Below are 19716 nucleotides of genomic sequence, written 5' to 3' on the forward strand. Positions count from 1 at the left end.
GCTGCGATCAAGCAAGAGGGATGCATCGATGAGCGTCGACTATCAGATCTATGATCTCGGTAATTTGGCCTTGCAGCGCGGCGCCACCATTCGTGACTGCAAGCTCGCCTACAAGACCTTCGGTCAGCTCAATGCGGCCAAGGACAATGTGATCGTCTATCCGACCTGGTATTCCGGTCAGCACTACGACAATGAATGGCTGATCGGGCCGGGCATGGCGCTCGATCCCGCGAAATACTTCATTATCATCCCCAATATGTTCGGCAACGGCCTGTCGTCGTCGCCGAGCAATACGCCGGAGCCCTATAACGGGCCGCGCTTTCCGCAAGTGACGGCCACCGACAATGTGCGCGCCCAGCATCGGCTGGTCACCGAAAAATTCGGCATCAAGCATATCCGCATGGTGGTCGGATGGTCGATGGGCGCACTGCAAAGCTTCCATTGGGGCGCGCTCTATCCTGATATGATGGACCTCTTGGCGCCGTTCTGCGGTTCGGCCAAATGCTCGCGCCACAACTTCGTGTTCCTCGAAGGCGTCAAGGCGGCGCTGACCGCGGATGCGGCGTGGAAGGAGGGCTGGTACACCGAGAAGCCGGCGCGCGGCTTGCGTGCCGCTGCACGCGTCTATGCCGGCTGGGGCTTCTCGCAGGCATTCTACCGCGAGCAGCTCGACATCAAGACGCTGGGCTATTCCTCACTGGAGGATTTTCTGGTCGCCTTCTGGGAGGGCTTCTTCCTGCCGAAGGATCCCAACAACCTCCTGACGATGCTGTGGACCTGGCAGAACGGCGACATCAGCGACAACGAGATCTACAACCGCAATTTCAAGGCGGCGCTCGGCGCCATCAAGGCCAAGGCCTATGTCATGCCGGGACAGACCGATCTCTATTTCCCGCCCGAGGACAGCAAGTTCGAGGTCGCGAACATGCCGAACGCAAAGTTCGAGCCCGTGCCGTCGATCTGGGGGCATTTCGCCGGCGGGCCGGGGACGAATCCGGTTGACGTCGCCTTCATCGATGCCAAGCTCAAGGAGCTGCTCGCATCGTGATGTCGATCGGTTGCGAATGGCTGCCTGCGCGATCAAGGGGGGCGTGAGCTTGTCCAACCCCGCTCTGCTGCTCGACCAATACCGCATCCCTGATGAGCCATACTACCGGCCGCTCAGGGATGAGGTCGAATTGTTCGGCGCGGCCTATGTCAGCCGTATGCCGGTGATGCTGAAGGGGCCCACCGGCTGTGGCAAGACTCGTTTCATCGAGTACATGGCCTGGCGGCTCGGGCGTCCGCTCATCACGGTGGCCTGTCACGAGGACATGACGGCGGCGGATCTGGTCGGACGCTGGCTGCTCGATGCCCAGGGCACGGTGTGGAGTGACGGGCCGCTCACCACGGCGGTCCGCTTTGGTGCGATTTGCTATCTGGATGAGATCGTGGAAGCACGTCAGGATACGACCGTTGTGATCCATCCGCTGACCGACGACCGTCGCGTGCTGCCGCTGGAAAAGCGCGGCGAGTTGATCCACGCCCATTCCGATTTCCAGCTCGTGATCTCCTACAATCCGGGCTACCAGAGCGCGATCAAGGATCTCAAGGAATCCACCAAGCAGCGCTTCGCGGCGCTCGATTTCGATTATCCCGACCATTCGGCGGAAACCGAGGTGGTATCGCGAGAGGCCAGCATCGATCCCAGGATTGCTGATCTGCTGGTGAAGATCGCGCAGCATAGCCGCAACCTGAAAGGGCAAGGGCTGGACGAGGGGGCATCGACCCGGATGCTGGTCAATGCCGGCCGGCTGATCGGGAACGGTATCAGCCTCGAAAAAGCCTGCGAGACCACGATCGTCGTTCCCCTGACCGATGATGCGGACACCAGGAACACGTTGCGGGATGTGATTTCGGCCTGTGCGTAAATGGATGCTTCCTTGTGGCGGTCGCGCAAATCAGTTCGCTCGATAGTATCAGATCCGGCCACCGGCTTGCGGCGCTGTTGCGCGGCCACGACGATGTAGGTTCGGCCGTGCAGGCGGTGCGGGCTGCATTGCAGCGCCGGCCTGCGCCCTTCGATCGCATCGCGGCCTGGGACGAGACCGTGCACGGCCTGTTCGAGGCCAATCTCGGCGAGGTCGTGGTCCTGGGCTTTCTACGGCTATCGGAGCAATGGCCGGCGCAGCGATCAGCCGAAGATCTGATCGCGATCGGGTGTGGCGTCAGGGACATCGGCCGCAGCGCCGGAAGCCGCGTCGCGCATGCGTTGCTGACCGAATTGTCCAAGGTGCTGCCGCGGCTCGCGGGCGCGGGAGACTTGACGGCCGTTCTTGCCGCGCTGTGCCAACTCGCCGACGCAGGACCCGAATCTGTCGGTCTCGCCATCGGCCGGCTGGAGCAGCTGCTGGCACACTCCGGTGCCGAGGATTTTTCAGCCTGGATTTCCGCCGGCCTGCGCGCGACCGGCGGCCGTGCCGTGCGGCGGCGGGCTTATTTCGCGCTCGATGACGCGCTCTCGGCACGGTTGTTTACGCTCGGTCGGACAGGCGATGATTTCGCGCGGCTGGAAAAGCGGCTCGCCGCGACCATGCTAGCCTTGTGGAACAAGAAGGCGTGCTTTCGCAAGCTCCCGATTGCGCCGACGCCGGTGCCGCGACGGACCTCGCTCGCAGCCGGCCTCATTGGCTTGCCGGCGGCGTTTCCCGGCTGCGAGGGCAAGGGGGCGGATACGATCTATCTTGCGGCTACGGCACATGCCGGGGCGCATCTCGCTCATTCGGTCGTCCGCTTTCCCGTCGGCCGGCTGAAGGCGCTGCAGCTCGCGCTGGTCTCGCTGGTCGAGGATGCCAGGGTCGAGGCATTGGCGCTCTGCGACATGCCCGGCTTGCGCCGACTTTGGTTGCCTTTTCACACCGTGACGCCGTCCGTGCAAGCAACCGCAGCGGGACTGATGATGCGGCTGGCGCGCGCGCTGATCGATCCGGACTATCGGGATTCCGACGCGTGGGTCGGTAAGGGACGAACGTTGTTTGCCGCCGCCTCGGACCGCTGGGCTGATCCCGCGATTAGCCGCGAGATCGGCGGACTGCTCGGTAACGACATCGGGCAGATGCGGCTGCAGTTCAACGCCAAGAGCTACGTCGTCGAACCCGCCTATCGCGACGACAATCTGGCGCTGTGGGATCTTGGCGACCAGCCCGACGCTCCGGCCGAGACGATCGAACTCGCGGTCGATTCCGTGCGGATCGAACGGCGCGACGATGCAGACGGACATTCCTCCGATGACAACGCGAAGCCCGACGAGACGCTGCGCGCACGGGCGAGCACGGTGACGCTGCTGGATGGCCTTCCGGTCGCAACCTATCCGGAATGGGACTATGCTGCGGGCATCGAGCGGATCGACTGGACGACCATCCTGGAAGCGGACGCCGCGGCTTTCGCAACGCCTTTCGATCCGCCGTCGGATACCGACGCGATGCGCAGGGTCACGAAACTGACCCGCGATGCCTCGATCGGCCGACGCCTCCGCCACAAGGGCCAACCCGACGGTGAAGTGATCGACATCGATGCTGCGATCGCACTGACGATCGAGCGGCGTGCTGGCTATGTCAGCGAGCCCAGGGTCTACCAGCGCGATGCGCCGGGGCCACGCGATCTCGCCATTCTGCTGCTGATGGATCTGTCGCAATCGACCGCCGACCGCGACCGCGCTGGACGAACCATTCTCGATGTCGAGTGCAAGGCGGCTGCGATCATGGCGGCGGCGGTGGAGGCCGCCAATGACGCGATCGCGGTGCACGGCTTCAACTCTGACGGCCGCGAACGCGTGCGCTATCTGCGCATCAAGAGTTTTGACGAGCCGATAGACGCGGTAGTGCGGTCGCGTCTCGCCGGACTTGGCAGCAGCCATTCGACGCGGCTCGGCGCGGCATTGCGCCACGCGGGCAGCTATCTCGTGCGGCGCCGCGCCTACCGCAAGGTGTTACTGGTGCTGACCGATGGTGAACCTTCTGACATTGATGTGCCGGACCCTCAATATCTCACGGAAGACGCTCGTCGTGTCGTCCAGCAACAGCGCCGGCATGGCATCGATATTTTTGCGTTCGGCATGGGCGGCGGCGGCTTTTTGCAGCTCGACCGTATTTTCGGCGAGCGCTATTCGCTTCGCGTGCCACGTATCGAGGTGCTGCCGCAGCGGGTGATGCAGCTCTATACAGAACTGAAGAAATAGATGACGCCGCGCGATCAATCTGCGCCTGCGGGCTCGGCAAAGGCGAGCAGCTGTCGCGCCAGCGCAGCGCCGACCGTCGCGATGACCGCCATCGCAAGCGCCCAGCTGACGAAGAGCTGGTGGCCGATCAGTGCGCCGCTCAGGAGCGGGGCGCTGATACTGGCGCCCGACATCAGCGATTGATTGAGGCCCATGATCATGCCCTGACGGTTGATCGCGGTGCTGCGGGAAAGTTCAGCCGTCAGCGTGCTGCGGGCGAACATGGTGCCAATGATGATCAGCGTCAGGAACACGACGAGCAGGCTGATCCGGTTTCCGATCGCAAGTCCCAGGAATCCAAGTCCCATGCCGGCAAACGCCACTGTGACGATATTGCGGTCGGAGACCAGCAAATTGGCGCGCGTGATGAAGAAGCCCTGGACGACCATGTTGATGAAGCCGGCATAGGCGAACATCCAACCGAGTTCGCGGGTGCCGAACGGATGACCGTCCCAACTGAACCGCGCCGACAGGAACAGGCCGATTTGCGAGAGGAACATCGAGTTGACGAAAAAGAACACAATGAGCAGACAGAGCAGGCGCCACGCATAGCGCATCTCGAGCATCGTATGCGCCAGTGTCGGCTCAGGCACCCGCTGCTGGTAGAGCGGCTCGGAGGCCGGGTGATCCGGCGACAACAGGCCGATCGTGGCAAGAATGCTGACCAGCGATAATGCTGCTGCCGCCCACACCGGCGCGGTGTCACCGTAATGGACGAGAAGGCCCGAAAGCGCGGGGCCAACCAGCAATCCGGTTCCAATCGCTCCGCTGGTCATGCCGAGCGCCTGTTTGCGGGTCGACGGCGCACTGTGCTCCGCCGCATAGGCGTGGGCCACCGAGATGTTGCCGGACGTCAGTCCGTCGATGATGCGGGCCAGAAACACCAGCGTCAAACTGCCCGCCATGGCGAGAAGCACGAATCCGACAAAGGTTCCGATCTGGCTGACGACCAGCACTTTCCGCCGGCCATAGCGATCGGAGAGGATGCCGACCACGGGACCGGCGATGAGCTGGCAAACCGCATAGACCGAGATCAGCGCGCCGATCAGGAACGGCGTTGCGCCGAGCCGCTGCGAATAGAACGGCAGCAGGGGCAGGATGATCCCCATTCCGGTCGCATCCACGGCCACGACGATGAAGGTCGGGACCAGTGCCAGACTGCCCTCGCCGGGGACTTCCTCGCGTGCCTCTGCTGTCGAGCCCGCGCCCACTGCGTTGTCCTCGTTCGCTTTTTCGTGATCGTCCGTGTCGATTATATAGTTGTAGCCTAATAGTTCGTGTCCTATCTAATTTGCATGCCTCCCACCCAATCCCACATCCACGCCGAGATCGGCCGCCTGGTCACACGGCTCGGCCGGATCTGGCGCCGCGAAACGGACCAGGCGCTGTCCGATCACGGCCTGTCCGACGCGACCGCGATTCCGCTGCTGGTGCTGTCGCGGCAGGGGGACAACGTTCGCCAGGGCGTGCTGGCCGACGAATTGGGGATCGAGGGGCCTTCGCTGGTTCGGCTGATCGATCTGCTGCAAGCCGAAGGTCTGGTGGAGCGCCGCGAGGATCCGACCGACCGGCGTGCCAAGACCTTGCATCTCACTGCGACCGGCGAGGCCAAGGTCGAGGGGATCAACCGGGTGCTGCGCCGCATGCGGGCCAATCTGCTGAAGGATATCGACAACGACGAACTTGCGGTAACCTTCGCGACACTTCAGCGCATCGAGCAGCGGGTCAGCCGCCTGCATGAAGCGAAGACTGTTGCAGAGGCGAAATAGTCATGCGCGCGGAAGAGCCGTTCCTGGTTCGCCATGCGGACCTCATTTTTGCTTTGAAGACGTTCGCCGCGTCGATGCTGGCGCTCGTCATTGCGCTGGCGATCGATCTGCCGCGGCCCTATTGGGCGATGGCGACGGTCTATATCGCTTCGCAGCCGCTGGCCGGCGCGACCAGCTCGAAGGCCTTTTTCCGGCTGATGGGGACGTGGGTCGGCGCGGGCATGACGATCGCCCTCGTGCCGAATCTGGTCAATGCGCCCGAACTTTTGTGCCTCGCGATCGCACTCTGGGTCGGGCTCTGCCTCTATCTGTCGCTGCTCGACGGCACGCCGCGCAGCTACGTCTTCATGCTGGCCGGATATACCGTGGCTTTGATCGGCTTTCCGTCAGTGTCCGAGCCAGGTAGCGTCTTCGATATCGCTCTGGCACGGGTCGAGGAAATCTCGCTCGGCATCATCTGTGCGGGCCTGGTGTCGACGGTGGTGTTCCCGCGCAGCGTCGGGCCGGCGGTCCGCGACCGTGTCCGGAAATGGCTCGCAGATGCGCGCGGCCTGTCCCGCGACGTGCTGCTTCAGAGTGGTACCGATGAAGGACGCCGGGCCCTGCGCCTCCGCCTTGCCACCGATGTCGTCCAGATCGATATGCTATCGACCCATCTCGGCTATGACCGGCTGGCCGCTGCCGGCGCCGTGCGCGGCCTCGGCGAGATCCGGTTGCGCATGCTGATGCTGTTGCCGGTGATGACGTCGATCGAGGACCGGCTTGCTGCACTCGGCGAGGCGACGCTGCAACAGCGACCGGAACTACGGCGCCTGCTTGGCGATATCGCTGAATGGATTATCGACGAGGATCGCATCCGGCAATCCGGCGAGCAGATTCGCGCCGCGATCGCGGAACGGCACTCCGCGCTCGACGGCCTAGCAACGCGCGAGCGCATCGTCACGATCAGCCTGCTGCTGCGCCTGCGCGACCTCGTCGACATCTCGGCCGACTGCCGTGCGATCGGCGATGCGATCGCCGCGGGTCAGGATGTCTCCACCGTCGCGCTGGCGTTCCGCCCGGAGTCCGGGGCCGCGCCGGTGCGCCATCGCGATCACGGCATGGCGCTCTGGTCGGCCGCGGGCGCCGCAATCGCCATCCTGATCTGCTGTGGGTTGTGGATCGCGACCGGCTGGGCGGACGGCGCCTCGGCGCCGATGATGGCGGCGGTCGCCTGCTCCTTCTTCGCCGCGCAGGACGAGCCGGCGCGCAGCATCCGGGCCTTCGGCCTGTGGTCGCTGGTCGCGATCGTCGTCGTCGCGATCTATCAGTTCGCGCTGGTGCCCGGGATCTCGCATATCGAGGTGCTGATAGCAGCGCTGGCGCCGACCTTCCTGTTGTACGGCTTCTTGATCTCACGGCCCGCGACCCAGCCGATCGGCTCGGCGCTCGCCGCCAACACTGCAACCTTGCTCGCGCTGCAATCGACCTACAGCGCGGACTTTGCCAGCTTCGCCAATACCTCGGTCGCCTTCTTCCTCGGCATCGTCATCGCCGAGATCGTGACCCGGGTCGCGCGCGGCGTCGGCGCCGAATGGATCGCCAGGCGCCTGATGCAATCGAGCTGGCAGGAACTCGCGGTCGCTGCCGAGCACCGTGGCCACGGCGATCGCGCGCAGTTTGCTGGGCTGATGCTGCACCGGCTCGGACTGTTGGTGCAGCGTATCGCCTTCATCTCTGAAAGCGACCGCCGCGATGCCGACAGCCTGACCCAGCTTCGTGTCGGGCTCAACATCATCGACCTCAGGCGCGCCCGCTATGGCCTGGCCGCATCGACCGTGCATGCCATTGACGCCATGCTGGACGATTTCGCGGCGGTGTTTCGCGCCCATGGCAACGAGGCAATGCCGGTCGAACTGCTGTCGCGTATCGATGCCGCGGTGGCCGAGGCCGTCAAGGATCCCAATGACCGCGCGCGGGATGATGCATTGCTCGGCCTCGTGGGTATCCGCCGCAGCCTGTTTCCAAATGCGCCGGCGTATCAGCCGCGGCCCGAGGAGAGTTTTGCGGCATGAGGTTTGAGCTCGACATCTACGGTGTGCTGGTTCCGGCGCTGCTGCTGTGGCTGATCCTGGCCTATGCGCTCAGCGCCATTGTGAGTCGGGTCATGCAGCACTTCGGGCTCTACCGGCTGGTTTGGCACCGCGCGCTGTTCAATTTCGCCCTCTATGTCTGCCTGTTGGGCGTCGTCGTCTATCTCTCGGAGTTTCTGCCATGAAGGGGAATTTCGCCTGGCTCGGCCGCGCTGTGCTGACGCTGATCGCCGTCGTCGCGGCGCTCGCGGTCGGCCGCGCGCTTTGGGTCTACTATATGGAATCGCCATGGACGCGTGACGGCCGGGTCCGCGCCGACGTGGTGCAGGTCGCGCCGGACGTGTCCGGCTTCGTCACCGACGTGCTGGTCAAGGACAACCAGAAGGTCCGTCGCGGCGATGTCCTGTTCCGGATCGATCGTGCACGCTTTGCGCTGGCGTTGCAGCAGGCCGATGCCGCGCTCGCCGGCCATCATGCGACGCTGGATCAAGCCAACTCCGATCTGAAGCGCTACAACTCGCTGACGACCGACGCAGTGTCGCAGCAGAAGCAGGAGCAGGTTCTGGCGACGCAGCTCCAGGCCAAGGCGGCCTATGACCAGGCCGTCGCCGATCGCGCGGTGGCGCAGCTCAATTTCGATCGCAGCGAGGTGCATGCCTCGGTGAACGGCACCATCACCAACATGGATCTGCGGCCCGGCGCCTACCTCACCGCGGGCAAGGGCGTGATGGCGCTGGTCGACACCGATACGCTGCATGTCGAGGGCTATTTCGAGGAGACCAAGCTGGCGCGCATCCATGTCGGCGACAAGGTCGAGGTCCGCCTGATGGGCGATCCGGTTCGGCTTACCGGGCATGTCGAGAGCATCGCAGCCGGTATTGAAGATCGCGACCGGGCCGAAGGCGCGAACCTATTGGCCAACGTCAACCCGACCTTCAGTTGGGTTCGCCTCGCGCAACGCGTCCCGGTGCGCATCGTGCTGGATCAGCTTCCCGACGGCGTAGCGCTGGTGGCGGGCCGCTCCGCGACCGTCGAGGTCATGAAATAGCCGAGTACGTCCTCGGCTCAGACTGTGCGACCTGACGTGCCGTGCGGGCGCACCAGATTGTCTGCCCAAACGTCGGCGATGTGCGGCAGGGTGAGGTCCTGCCTGCGGTCGAGCAGAAGCTCGAGCACGCGCGGCGGCGTCAACGGCAACTCCTGGACGCGTTTTCCCGTCGCATTCGCGACCGCACATGCGACAGCCGCGCCGACGTTGAGGATCGGGACCTCGCCCGCACCCTTGGTGCCAAGAGGTCCGATCGACGGCGCTCCCTCGTAGAGATTTATCTCGACCGGAACGACATCGAGCGCCAGCGGCACGCGGTAGGTCTCGAACCCGTTCTGGCAGACGCGGCCGTTGCTGCCGATTGTCACCTCTTCGTGCAGGGCATAGCCCAGCCCTTGCACCACGCCGCCCTGGATCTGGCCATGGACGGCGCGCGGGTTCAACGCACGGCCGACATCCTGGACGACGCGATAATTCAGCACTTCGACATGTCCGGTCTCCTTGTCGACGGCGACCTCGCAGTCATGCACAGCAAAGACCGGGATATCGATCGCGTCGATGAAGTGGCCCGCGACGCATCCCGGCATCGCCGGCACGCCGGCGCCGGTGAAGGCACCGGTGCCCGAGATCGGGCCGATCTTGGCCTGGGCGCGGGTCGCAACTTCAGTGATCGTGCGGCCGGAGCCGGGTGCGCCGGCGATCTCGATCCGTCCCTGGCGCATCACAAGGTCTTCAGGTGCCGCCTCGATCATTTCCGAGGCGACCTTGAGGAGTTTGGTGCGGACCTCCTGCGCGGCCGACAGGCTCGCGGCGCCGAGCGCGACCGTGGTGCGACCGCCGCCGACGCCGACATCGTAGCCGGCCGCATCGGTGTCGGCGGCACGCACGATCACGTCCCCAGGATTCATGCCGAGCGTGCCGGCGACGATCTGCGGCAGGCTCTGCATCATCGAGCCGGAGCCGATCTCGACGCCTGACGTCACGAGCGTCGCCGTGCCGTCGGCATTCATGTTCACGGTCGCGGCCGACGGGCCGACAAAGACGAACCATGTCCCGACCGTGGTGGCGCGGCCGTAGAGCCGGCCATCGTCAAGCACGCGTGGCGCCGCGGCCGCATCGCGCAGCGTGTCCATTCGCTCCAGCATCGGGCCGAGCACGTTGCCCTCGAAGACTTGTCCCGTGGCGCCGAGATCGCCGTCGCCGAGCACGTTGCGGCGACGGAAGGCGAGGGGGTCCATGCCGATCCGCGCGGCGATCTCGTCGGTGTGCCGCTCCAGTGCGAAGGTGTTGTAGACGCCGTTGCAGCAGCGGAAGGCGCCGTTCGGGGCGGTGTTGGTGTAGACCGCGCGTGAGACCAGCCGCACCGTGCCGAGCCGGTAGTTGCCGCCGAGCGTATGCGCGGTCATCGTAGTCAGGAAAATCTGTTCCCCGCCATAGGCGCCGCAATCCATCAGCACGACGGCCTCGCGACCGACGATCTCGCCGTTGGGTGTCACCGCCGAGCGAATGCTGATCTCGGCATTCTCGCGGAACAGGCAGGTCAGCATCTCCTCCTCGCGGGAGTTGACCAGCCGCACCGATCGTCCGCTGGCACGCGCAAGCAGCGCGGCGAACGGCTCGACCGCAAGGTCGAATTTGAGACCGAAGCCGCCGCCGACCGCCGGCACCGTCACTCGGACTTGGGAGGCGGCAACACCGAGCAGGCGCGCGGTCGCGTTGCGGACGGTCCAGGGCACCTGGGTCGACGTCTCGATGTGGAAACGTCCATCCTCATAGCTTGCGACCACCGCGCGCGGCTCGAAGGCGACATGGTTTTGGCGCCCGACGCGGAAGGCGCTCTCGACGATCTCGACGTCCGCTCTGGCGAAGGCGGCATCGACATCGCCGCGGACGACAGTTGCTTCCCAGGCGACATTGCCTTTGCGCGCACCGCCTTCGAGCAGGATCTCGTGCTCGCGCCAGTCGGGGTGAACGAGCGGCGCGGCCGGCTGAAGCGCGTCGGCCATGGTGAGCACCGCCGACAAGGGCGCAATTTCAACTTCGATCACGGCGAGCGCGGCCTGAGCCTGGGCCAGCGTGTCGGCTGCAACCGCAGCCAGCGGCTCGCCGTCATAGCGGATCACGTCGCGCGCGAACAGCGGGTGGTCGGCGATGCCGATCCCGATCTTGCCGGGCGCATCGGCCGCCGTCACGATCGCGCGTACGCCGGGCATGCGAGCGGCGTTGGAAGTGTCGAGACGGACGATACGCCCCGAGGGTACGCTGGCGCGCAGCACCGCTGCATGCAGCATCCCCGGCAAATAGCGATCGATGGTGTAGCGTGTGCGGCCGCGCAGCTTGTCGCTGGCGTCGCGTCGCCGGAAATCCATGGTTGCTGATGTGTCGGACATTGCTGCGCCTCCTGCTATCTCGCGGCGAGCGCCAGCAATGTGGCCTCGACGATGCGCTCATATCCGGTACAACGGCAGATGTTGCCGGTCAGCGCCGCGCGGATGTCGTCGCGAGTTGCGCCGGGCGTTGTCGTCAAAAGATGCGTCAAGGTGACCACCATGCCGGGAAAACACATGCCGCATTGCACCGCGTCGGAGGCCTCGAGGGCCTGCTGGATCGGGTTCAACGTGCCGTTGACGGCTAGGCCTTCGACCGTGCGGATCTCGCAACCCTGTGCGAGCGCTACGGGCATCAGGCATGACGGCACAGGCCTGCCGTCGACCAGCACCATGCAGGCGCCGCAAAATCCTTCACGGCAGACCGGCTTGGCGCCGGTCAGGTGAAACTCCTCGCGCAGGACGTCGAGCAGCGGCATCGCCGGATCGGCGATGGAAGTGAGGCGATCGCCGTTGATGCTCAGGCTCAAGACCATGTTCGCTTTCTCACTCGCCTTTAGCTGTCAAGCGCGGCGGCGGCCGCGCGGCGCACCAGGCTCGGCAGCACACTCACACGATACCAGGCCGGCACTTCGACGCTGTCGCGGCCGGTGAACTCCCCGGCCAGCCCTGCGGCGATATCAGCCACCCGCGGGGGATCGAGCGCGCCGCCAAGCAGGGCGGCTTCAAGCCCGCCCCAGCGGCGCGCGGCCGCTTCGACCGAGCCGACCGCGATCCGGATCGCCTGGACGCGGCTGGCTGCATCGACGTTCACCGAGAGGCTGACGATGGCGACGGGATAGTCACCCGACTTGCGCAGCGGCAGGCGGGCATGCGCGGTCTTGCGCTCGGTCCGAGGCACGATGATCCTGGTGACCAACCGGCCGGGCGAGAGTGTCGATCGCACCTTGAGAAAGTCGACCAGGCTCATGCGTTCGCTGTTATTCCGGCTTGCAACTTGGACCGCAGCATCGAGACAGAGCAGCGCAGGAACGCAATCCGCCGCGGCGAAGTCCGACGCCGCTAGATTGCCGCCGATCGTTGCCAGGTTGCGGATCGCCGGGTTGGCGGAGCGGCCGGCCGCGGCGGCGAGGACGCCGAACTCCGGGAGGTCGGTCAACGCCGCCGCCAACGCCGCGTGCGTCACCGCCGCACCAATCTCAACCGCTGCAGCATCGATCCGGATCGCGCTCAGCTCAGGGATCTTGCCGATCGCGACGTAGTGCGGCTTGAGCGGCTCGTGCCGGATCGGGGATCGCATGATCCACGTGCCGCCGGCGAGGGGGGCGCCGGCGGACCCGTAGTCGTGCAGCGCATCGAGCGCGGCGGGCAACGCAGGGGCGACGTAGATCGACCCCGCGTCGCTATGCTCGGCCAGCGCGAGAAGACCTGACGTCATTGGCTTCGTTCCTGTCGCAGGCGATCGAGCAGCACGCCAATGATGACGATCGCGCCGAGCACGATCATCTGGACGTAGCCGTCGATGCGGGTGAGATTCATGCCGTTGGACAGGATGGTGACGAACAAGGCGCCGAGCACCGCGGTGCCGACCCCGCCGCGGCCGCCGGCCAGGCTCGTTCCACCGACGACGGCGCCGGCGATCGCTTGCAGCGACAGCGAACCGCCGAGATTGGGCTCGCCCGAGCCGGTGCGCGCCGTCATCAAAATGGCACCAAGTGCGGCGAGGCTCGAGCAGAGCACATAGGTCAGGGCCAGGATCCGCTTCACCGGCAGGCCGGCCACCGCGGCGGCGCGCGGGTTGGTGCCGATGATGTAGAGCGAACGGCCGAACACGGTGCGCGCCAGCATCAAATGCAGAACGATGCCGACCGCAACGGTGATGATGATGGCGGCCGGTACGCCGAAGATGCTGCCGCCGTAGAAGACCCGCGAGAACAGGTCCGGCACGCCCTGCACCGGCCGTCCGGCCGAAAGCGTCGTCGCGACGCCGATTGCGATGTTGTAGCTGCCGAGCGTCGCGACAAAGGGGTTTACGCCGAGCATCGCGATCACCACGCCGTTGAAAAGGCCGCAGGTGATGCCGAGGCCAAATCCGGCGCCAAGCCCGGCGAGCAGCACGGTCGTGGTGTCGTGGCCCGCTGTGGTGGCACTGGCCATCGCCAGCGCGGTGCCGACGCTGACCATCGACACCGCCGGGCCGAGGGCGAGGTCGAAGCCGCGGGTCAGGATCACCACGCTCTGGGCCATCGCAAACAGCGCCAGATAGCTGGTCTGCTGGGCGATGTTGAGCAGATTGGCCGGCGAGAGCACGCGGCGGTCGACGGCGGCGAAACCGAGCAGAAGCACGACCAGCGCAATCGGCAGTATGCCGTGCCACAGCCATTTGATCGGAGCCAGCCTTGCAGACCCGGCGTCCTTTGCGTCGACCGACAATTCGAGGTCAGACACGGGACTTCCTCCGTCGGCTGAGTTCGTCCAGTGCCACGGCCGCCACCATGATGACGCCGAGAAACACCGGTTGCAGGCGGGAGTCGATGTGTAGCAGGTTGAGCGCGTTGCCGAGGATGGTCAGGAACAGCGCGCTGATCGCAACGATCTCGACCCGGCCGACACCGCCGCGCAGGCTGACGCCACCGATCACGGCGGCGGCGATAGACTGCAGCATCATGCGGTCGCCGCCAAAACTCGCCTGGCCGGAGCCGACCTGCGCGGTGAGCAGGATTCCGGTCAACGCCGCCAGCACGCTGGAGGCGACATAGGTGCCGACGATGTGGCGCTGGATCGATACACCCGACACCACGGCCGCATCGACGTTGCCGCCGATCGCATAGACGTAGCGGCCGAATAGTGTGCGCCGCTGCGCGAACATCATCACGACAATCACGGCGAGCGCGACATAGACGGCGGTCGGCAGGCCGAATACCTGGGCGCGGCCAAAGCCCTTCACGAAGACTTCCGGCATGCCGTAGACCGGGATGCCGCTCGTGATCATGAGGCCGACGCCTGCTGTCGCCGACATCGTGCCGAGGGTGACCACGAAGCCGGAGACCTTGAGCTTTGCCACGCATAAGCCGTTGACGAGCCCGACCACGAGTCCGCAGCCAAGCCCGGCGGCGACGCCGCTCGCAATGATGAGGGCATTATTACCGGGAAACGTCGCCGCCGTGACGGCCATGGTCGTGGCTGTCACGACGCTGGCAAGTGCGACGACGGCGCCGACCGAAAGATCGAAACCGCCTGCGATGATCACCAGCGCCTGTCCGCAGGCGACGATTGCCAGGAACGAGCCGTTACGGAGGATGTTCAGGATGTTGATCAAGCCGTAGAACTGCGGATCGATCGCCGACATGCCGGCAATCACCGCCACCAGCAGGGCGGGCAGGAATCCGATTCGTTCCGCGATCAATCGGCCAAGGCCGATCGACGCCCGGGGGTGGCCGGCCGTGAGCGCAGTGCTCATGCGACCTCCGCCGCGAGATGATCCCGGAAGAAGCTCGCAAGCACGTTTTGTTCGGTCTTCGCAGCGCCCTTCAGCTCAGCTGCGATCCGGCCGTTGTGCATGACGTAGAGCCGGTTCGAAAGCGCCAGCACCTCCGGCAGTTCGGACGACACCACGATAACGGCGGCGCCGGCCTCGACGAGGCGTTTCATGAATTCGTAGACCTCGAGCTTGGCGCCGACGTCGATGCCGACGCTTGGTTCGTCGAACAGGAACACGGTCAGCTCACGCGTCAGCGCGCGGCCGAGCATCACTTTCTGGCGATTGCCGCCCGACAGCGTGCCGGCTGGCCGCTCGATATCGGGTGGCCTGAGTTGCAACTGCGCCATGATGCGGCCGATCGCCGTGCGTTCCGCAGCCTGCCGCAGCACGCCGAAGCGGGCGAAGGCGGGCAAATCGAGCCCGGTCATCGAGGCGTTCTCGCGGATCGGACGTGACAGCGCGAGGCCTTCGGCGATCCGGTTGGCTGGGAAATAGGCGATGCCGTGCTTCAGGCTGCGCCGCGGCGCCGGAAATTCGTATGGCAGGCCGTCGATCCTGATAACGCCCGATGTCATCGGTGCGAGTCCATAGATCGCACGGACCAGCTCCGACTTACCGCAGCCGACGAGACCCGCAATGCCCGTGATCTCGCCGGCCTGGGCGTAGAAGTTGACGTCGCGGACGCTGTCGTCGGCCAGCGTAAGGTTTTCGACGTCGACCATGATCTTGTCCGGCCTGTGTGCGATGGCCGGAAACAGCAGGTCGATCTTGCGACCGGTCATCAATTCGACCAGTTCGCCATCGGTCGATGCAGCGGCGTCGACGGTACGGATGTGGCGGCCGTCACGCAACACCGTGACGCGGTCGGCCAACGCGCGGATTTCGCGCATGCGGTGCGAAACGTAGATCAACCCGACATTCTGGCTCTTCAGCCGCGCAATCAGTTCGAACAGCCGTCCGGTCTCGCGCTCGGTCAGGGAGGCGGTCGGCTCGTCGAGGATCAGCAGACGAACCCGGCCGAGCAGGGCCTTGGCGATCTCCGCCATCTGCTGGTGCGCGCGCGAGAGATCGTCAACCCGCTGCGTTGGATCGAGGTCGAAGCCGAGTTCGTCGATCAGGTTCCGGGCACGCTTTCGCATCTCCCGTGTACGCAGGACGCCGCCACGCGACGCTTCGCGGCCGAGGAACAGATTTTCTTCCACGGTGAGGCTCGGCACCAGCGAGAATTCCTGGAAAACCGGGCTGATGCCGATCGCGCGCGCCCGCTGCGGCGTGAGATGACGGATCTCCTCGCCGCCGAAATGGAACGTGCCTTCGTCGGGTGGAAACGTGCCCGACACGACATTGATCAAGGTCGATTTGCCGGCGCCGTTCTCACCGAACAGCACGTGTAGTTCGCCGGCGCGGACATCGAGATCGACCCGATCGAGCGCCCTGACGCCGGCAAAGCGTTTCGAGATGCCACGCAAACGGAGCAGGGGCTCGGTCTGCTTCAGATCGATGTCGGCATCCATCCCCTTCTCCATGCGTGTCCGACAGGCAGGCGGGAGCATCTCGCTCCCGCCTGAGACATGTGGCCTGGATTTACTTCGCCTTGACCGAATAGACCGGCGTCCAGCTTCCAGGCGCCAGCACGAGGTCCATCTGCAGCTTCGGCACGGTGGTCTTGTCGACCGCCGAAGCCAGCGGCTGGGCGAAGCTCATCACCGGCTTCTTTTCGATCAGGCGCACGGCCTGATCGACCGAGACCGCGCCTTCGCCAACCGGGTACTGGGTCGCAAAGGCGAGGATGTCGCCGCGGTTCAGTGCATCGAGCATGGCCTGGTTTTCATAAGACGACATGATCTTGATGTCGTTGCGTCCGGACTCTGCGACCGCGCCGATGGCGGCTTCGGCGGTCGGTGCGGTGCCCCAGATCACGTTCATGCCGGGATAGGCCTGCAACGCGTCCTGGATCAGCTGAAGCTGGACCGCGACGCCCGAGTCGCCGAACTTCTCGGCAAGAATCTTGGCGTTCGGATTTTTTGCCACCGCCTTCTTGAAGCCTTCGTTGAACGATTCCGCCCAGCCCGAACCGGCCGGGCCGGGGAAGGTTACGATGTTGAGCTTGTCGCCGGGCTTGGCCTGCGCCAGCAGGCCCTCGCCGGTCACCCCGCCCATGGCGACGAAGTCGACATAGATCGCGGCGGGCAGGGCGTTGGGCGGCAGCGGATTGGCGACGCCGACGACCGGCACGCCCTTGGCCTTGGCTTCCTCGAATTTCTTGCTGAGGCCAGCGCCGGAAATAGCGCCAACGATGATGGCGTCCGCGCCGCTCGCCATGCAGTCGTCGAATTGCGAGAGCTGCTTGGGCAGGTTCTCGTAGCCACCGGCTTCATAGAGGGTCATGTTGACGTTCATCGTCTCGGCCTGCTTCACGATGCCGTAGGCGACCGCCACCCAGAAACTGTCCTTCATGTGCGGGAACAGCACGCAGAGCTTGTAGGGTTTCTCGGCCTTCGGCAGCGGTGTGTACTCCGCCGGCTTCGGCGTGCCTGATGAAGCGTCGTAGACCTTCATCGGAAACCACGGCGTCTCGGCTGCCGCCGCCGGCGTGATTGCGGCGGCGATTGCCAGGCCGGCGACGATGCCGAGCGTGGATCGGATCGGTCGAAAACGATTGGCGGGAAGACGCGACACGCAACTTGTCATGGATCTGTCCTGATGGGTTGAATGAAAGGTGAGGGCCGACGACTTCGGATCTCCTCCTGCATGCACGCGCCGTGCCGCCCGTGGGCGACGCGGTTATCGATGGAATCAACCAACGGCGGCCCAGTTCGCGACCGATCGTCGCTCGAAGCTTTCGCGGAACTGGCGTGTGGATTCGGGAAGGAGGGCGCCGGTGCCCCAATCGAGGATCACGGCGTGCTGACGGATCACGTCGAAGACGTCGAGCACGCCGCTGCGAAAACGCTGTGCCACGACTTCAGGATCGAGCCGCACCTTGGCGACGCGCTCGGCCCTGATGCTGGCGCGGAGCGCGTCGGTGGCGGCCTTGTCGACCTCATATTCGCAGAGTTCGGCGTCGATGGTCTGCACCACCACGCCATAGTCCTTGGCGGCCCGCGCGACCGAGACGTAGTCGTCCTTGATGTCTTCGACCACGAGGCGCGGATCGCGTTCAAGCGGATCGCCGAACCCGCCGCCGCCAGCCGTGGGTCGCGAGAACACGTCGCCTTCACCGATCGGAACGTCCGAGAAGATCGAGCCGAGCCGTTCCGGGCCTTTGCCGCCGGCCCGTGTCAAGGTCAGGCCGTGCGGCATCGACGGCAGGCCGCCCTCAATGCCCCAGACAACCGCGCGCTCGCGGTCGCAGATGTAGGAGATCACGGTCTTCTCCGCCTGCAACATCCGCGAAATCTTCTCGACCCCTGCGCCGCCGCGCCATTTGCCGGGGCCGGGCGAGTCCGTGAGGATCTCGCATTTCGTGGTCAGGATCGGATTGGCGCGCTCCTGGCCCTCGACCGGCTGCGACATCAACCCGGTTCCGAAGCAGGCGGTGGTGACGTTGCTGCCGTCCTTGCCGTTGCGGCCGCCCCAGCCGCCGGGCAGCCAGTCGTAGAACATGAAGATCGGCTTGTCGGCGCTGCGGCCGTCGAGACCGCCGGTCAGCAGATATTCGAGGTTGAAGGCGCAAGCCAGCGCGCGCTCCGGCATCAGCTTCGACCACATCTCGTAGATCGAGTTCATGATCTTCTCGAACGGCATCAGGAAGCCGGTGACCGCGATCGGCCATTTGGCATCGACGATCGAGCCCTCCGGCGCGATGATGTCGAAGCAGCGATAGAAGCCGGAGTTGAGCGGCAGGTCGGGGAAGAAGGTCTTCATGCCCGCGGCGACGGCCGAGAAGGTCGCGCCGAAGGCCGAGTTGTAGATCGAGCCGATGGTCGGATGACTGCCGGTGAAATCGTAGATCACGCGGTCGCCCTTGATCGTCATCTTGATGTGGATCGGGATCATGCCTTCGCCGCCGGCCGGATCGCGGTCGATGTAGTCGACCGTCTCCCATTCGCCGTCCGGCAGCGCCGCAATCCGCTGGCGTGCCGAGCGTTCGACATAATCCTGCACTGCCGACAGTCCGGTTTCGACGGTGTCGCGGCCGTATTTGCCAACGAGGCGCAGGATTTCGCGTTCGCAGACCGCCGTCGCCTCGGCCTGGGCCTGGATGTCACCGATGATCGAAGCCGGGTCGCGGGTGTTGGAGGCGATCAGATGAGCGACGTCCTTGCGTAAGCCGCGCTTGTCGAACAGACGCACCGGCGTGATGCGCAAGCCCTCGCGGAACATTTCGCGGGCGGCGACGTCGAATGACCCGGGCACGCTGCCGCCGACATCGGACCAATGTCCGTTCGACTGGCTGAAGGCGATGATCTTGCCGTCGGCAAAGATCGGTCGGATCAGGCGGACGTCGGAGAAATGCGTTCCGCCAGCATAGGGGTCATTGATCGCAAAGACGTCGCCTTCATGCATGTCGCCTTCGAAGTGACGCATGACCTCCTGGCAGGTGAAGTGCAGCGTGCCGACATGGACGGCGATGTCCTGATTGCCCTGGGCTGCGCATTCACCCTTTGCATCGTGCAGGGCACTTGAGAAGTCGCGATTGTAGATCACGAAGGAGTAGCAGGTCCTTAAGACCTGCTCGCCCATCTGGTCGACACTGGTGATGAAGGAGTTCTTCAGCACCTCAAAGGTTACGGGATCGAGCGCAAGATCGCCGGCCATCGG

The 19716-nt window shown here is 65.0% G+C and carries 16 protein-coding genes; 7 read left to right on the forward strand and 9 right to left on the reverse strand.

All coding sequences use genetic code 11. The features are described from left to right. Positions 1 to 28 precede the first annotated feature (28 nt). From UP10_RS30915 to UP10_RS30925, 3 genes are read left to right on the forward strand one after another with little or no spacing between them, the layout of a single operon-like run. The gene (locus tag UP10_RS30915) at positions 29 to 1048 is read left to right on the forward strand and encodes an alpha/beta fold hydrolase (protein ID WP_044590983.1); all 1020 of its coding nucleotides are present in this window, start codon (positions 29 to 31) and stop codon (positions 1046 to 1048) included. 49 nt (positions 1049 to 1097) lie between these two features. After that, entirely contained in the window at positions 1098 to 1910 is an 813-nt protein-coding gene (locus UP10_RS30920; protein ID WP_197086927.1) for a CbbQ/NirQ/NorQ/GpvN family protein, read from the forward strand. 14 nt (positions 1911 to 1924) lie between these two features. Beyond that, on the forward strand, positions 1925 to 4216 hold the full coding sequence (locus UP10_RS30925; protein ID WP_050043855.1) for a nitric oxide reductase activation protein NorD: 2292 nt from the start codon (positions 1925 to 1927) through the stop codon (positions 4214 to 4216). A gap of 14 nt (positions 4217 to 4230) precedes the next feature. Here the strand turns inward: UP10_RS30925 and UP10_RS30930 are convergent, their stop codons facing one another. Further along, positions 4231 to 5466 (reverse strand): MFS transporter, encoded by a 1236-nt coding sequence (locus UP10_RS30930; protein ID WP_044590985.1) that lies wholly within the window; start codon positions 5464 to 5466, stop codon positions 4231 to 4233. A gap of 84 nt (positions 5467 to 5550) precedes the next feature. Here UP10_RS30930 and UP10_RS30935 point away from each other — a divergent pair, with 84 nt between their 5' ends. The 4 genes from UP10_RS30935 to UP10_RS30950 are packed head-to-tail and all read left to right on the forward strand — an operon-like array spanning position 5551 to position 9144. Further along, complete coding sequence (locus tag UP10_RS30935; RefSeq protein ID WP_044590986.1) at positions 5551 to 6024, forward strand: MarR family winged helix-turn-helix transcriptional regulator; 474 nt, start codon at positions 5551 to 5553, stop codon at positions 6022 to 6024. Positions 6025 to 6026: 2 nt separating this feature from the next. Then, positions 6027 to 8078: an FUSC family protein gene (locus tag UP10_RS30940; RefSeq protein ID WP_044590987.1), complete on the forward strand. Its 2052-nt coding sequence runs from the start codon at positions 6027 to 6029 to the stop codon at positions 8076 to 8078. Then, positions 8075 to 8281, forward strand: a complete 207-nt coding sequence (locus UP10_RS30945; RefSeq protein WP_044590988.1) for a DUF1656 domain-containing protein — start codon at positions 8075 to 8077, stop codon at positions 8279 to 8281. Before UP10_RS30940 ends, UP10_RS30945 begins: the two co-directional genes overlap by 4 nt. After that, positions 8278 to 9144: an efflux RND transporter periplasmic adaptor subunit gene (locus UP10_RS30950; RefSeq protein ID WP_044590989.1), complete on the forward strand. Its 867-nt coding sequence runs from the start codon at positions 8278 to 8280 to the stop codon at positions 9142 to 9144. The genes UP10_RS30945 and UP10_RS30950 overlap by 4 nt, the downstream gene beginning before the upstream one ends. Before the next feature lie 17 nt (positions 9145 to 9161). Here UP10_RS30950 and UP10_RS30955 read toward each other — a convergent pair whose 3' ends face one another. The 8 genes from UP10_RS30955 to UP10_RS30990 all read right to left on the reverse strand — a co-directional run bounded on the left by UP10_RS30955 (position 9162) and on the right by UP10_RS30990 (position 19713). Further along, positions 9162 to 11534 carry a xanthine dehydrogenase family protein molybdopterin-binding subunit gene (locus UP10_RS30955; RefSeq protein ID WP_044590990.1) on the reverse strand — a complete coding sequence of 791 codons (2373 nt, stop codon included), beginning with the start codon at positions 11532 to 11534 and terminating at the stop codon, positions 9162 to 9164. Positions 11535 to 11548: 14 nt separating this feature from the next. After that, the gene (locus tag UP10_RS30960) at positions 11549 to 12007 is read right to left on the reverse strand and encodes a (2Fe-2S)-binding protein (RefSeq protein WP_044590991.1); all 459 of its coding nucleotides are present in this window, start codon (positions 12005 to 12007) and stop codon (positions 11549 to 11551) included. A 20-nt stretch (positions 12008 to 12027) separates the two neighbouring features. Continuing rightward, on the reverse strand, positions 12028 to 12909 hold the full coding sequence (locus tag UP10_RS30965) for an FAD binding domain-containing protein (protein ID WP_044590992.1): 882 nt from the start codon (positions 12907 to 12909) through the stop codon (positions 12028 to 12030). After that, complete coding sequence (locus UP10_RS30970; RefSeq protein WP_044590993.1) at positions 12906 to 13919, reverse strand: ABC transporter permease; 1014 nt, start codon at positions 13917 to 13919, stop codon at positions 12906 to 12908. Before UP10_RS30970 ends, UP10_RS30965 begins: the two co-directional genes overlap by 4 nt. Further along, the gene (locus tag UP10_RS30975) at positions 13912 to 14931 is read right to left on the reverse strand and encodes an ABC transporter permease (protein ID WP_044590994.1); all 1020 of its coding nucleotides are present in this window, start codon (positions 14929 to 14931) and stop codon (positions 13912 to 13914) included. Before UP10_RS30975 ends, UP10_RS30970 begins: the two co-directional genes overlap by 8 nt. Further along, positions 14928 to 16466 (reverse strand): sugar ABC transporter ATP-binding protein, encoded by a 1539-nt coding sequence (locus UP10_RS30980; protein WP_044591028.1) that lies wholly within the window; start codon positions 16464 to 16466, stop codon positions 14928 to 14930. Before UP10_RS30980 ends, UP10_RS30975 begins: the two co-directional genes overlap by 4 nt. A 70-nt stretch (positions 16467 to 16536) precedes the next feature. Beyond that, entirely contained in the window at positions 16537 to 17631 is a 1095-nt protein-coding gene (gene torT / locus UP10_RS30985) for a TMAO reductase system periplasmic protein TorT (protein WP_245321968.1), read from the reverse strand. A gap of 117 nt (positions 17632 to 17748) precedes the next feature. Then, a complete protein-coding gene (locus UP10_RS30990; protein ID WP_044590996.1) occupies positions 17749 to 19713 on the reverse strand; it encodes a hydantoinase B/oxoprolinase family protein in 1965 nt (654 codons plus the stop codon). Positions 19714 to 19716 lie beyond the last annotated feature (3 nt).

The sequence above is a fragment of the Bradyrhizobium sp. LTSPM299 genome (assembly GCF_000938235.1).
Classification (GTDB): Bacteria; Pseudomonadota; Alphaproteobacteria; order Rhizobiales; family Xanthobacteraceae; genus Bradyrhizobium.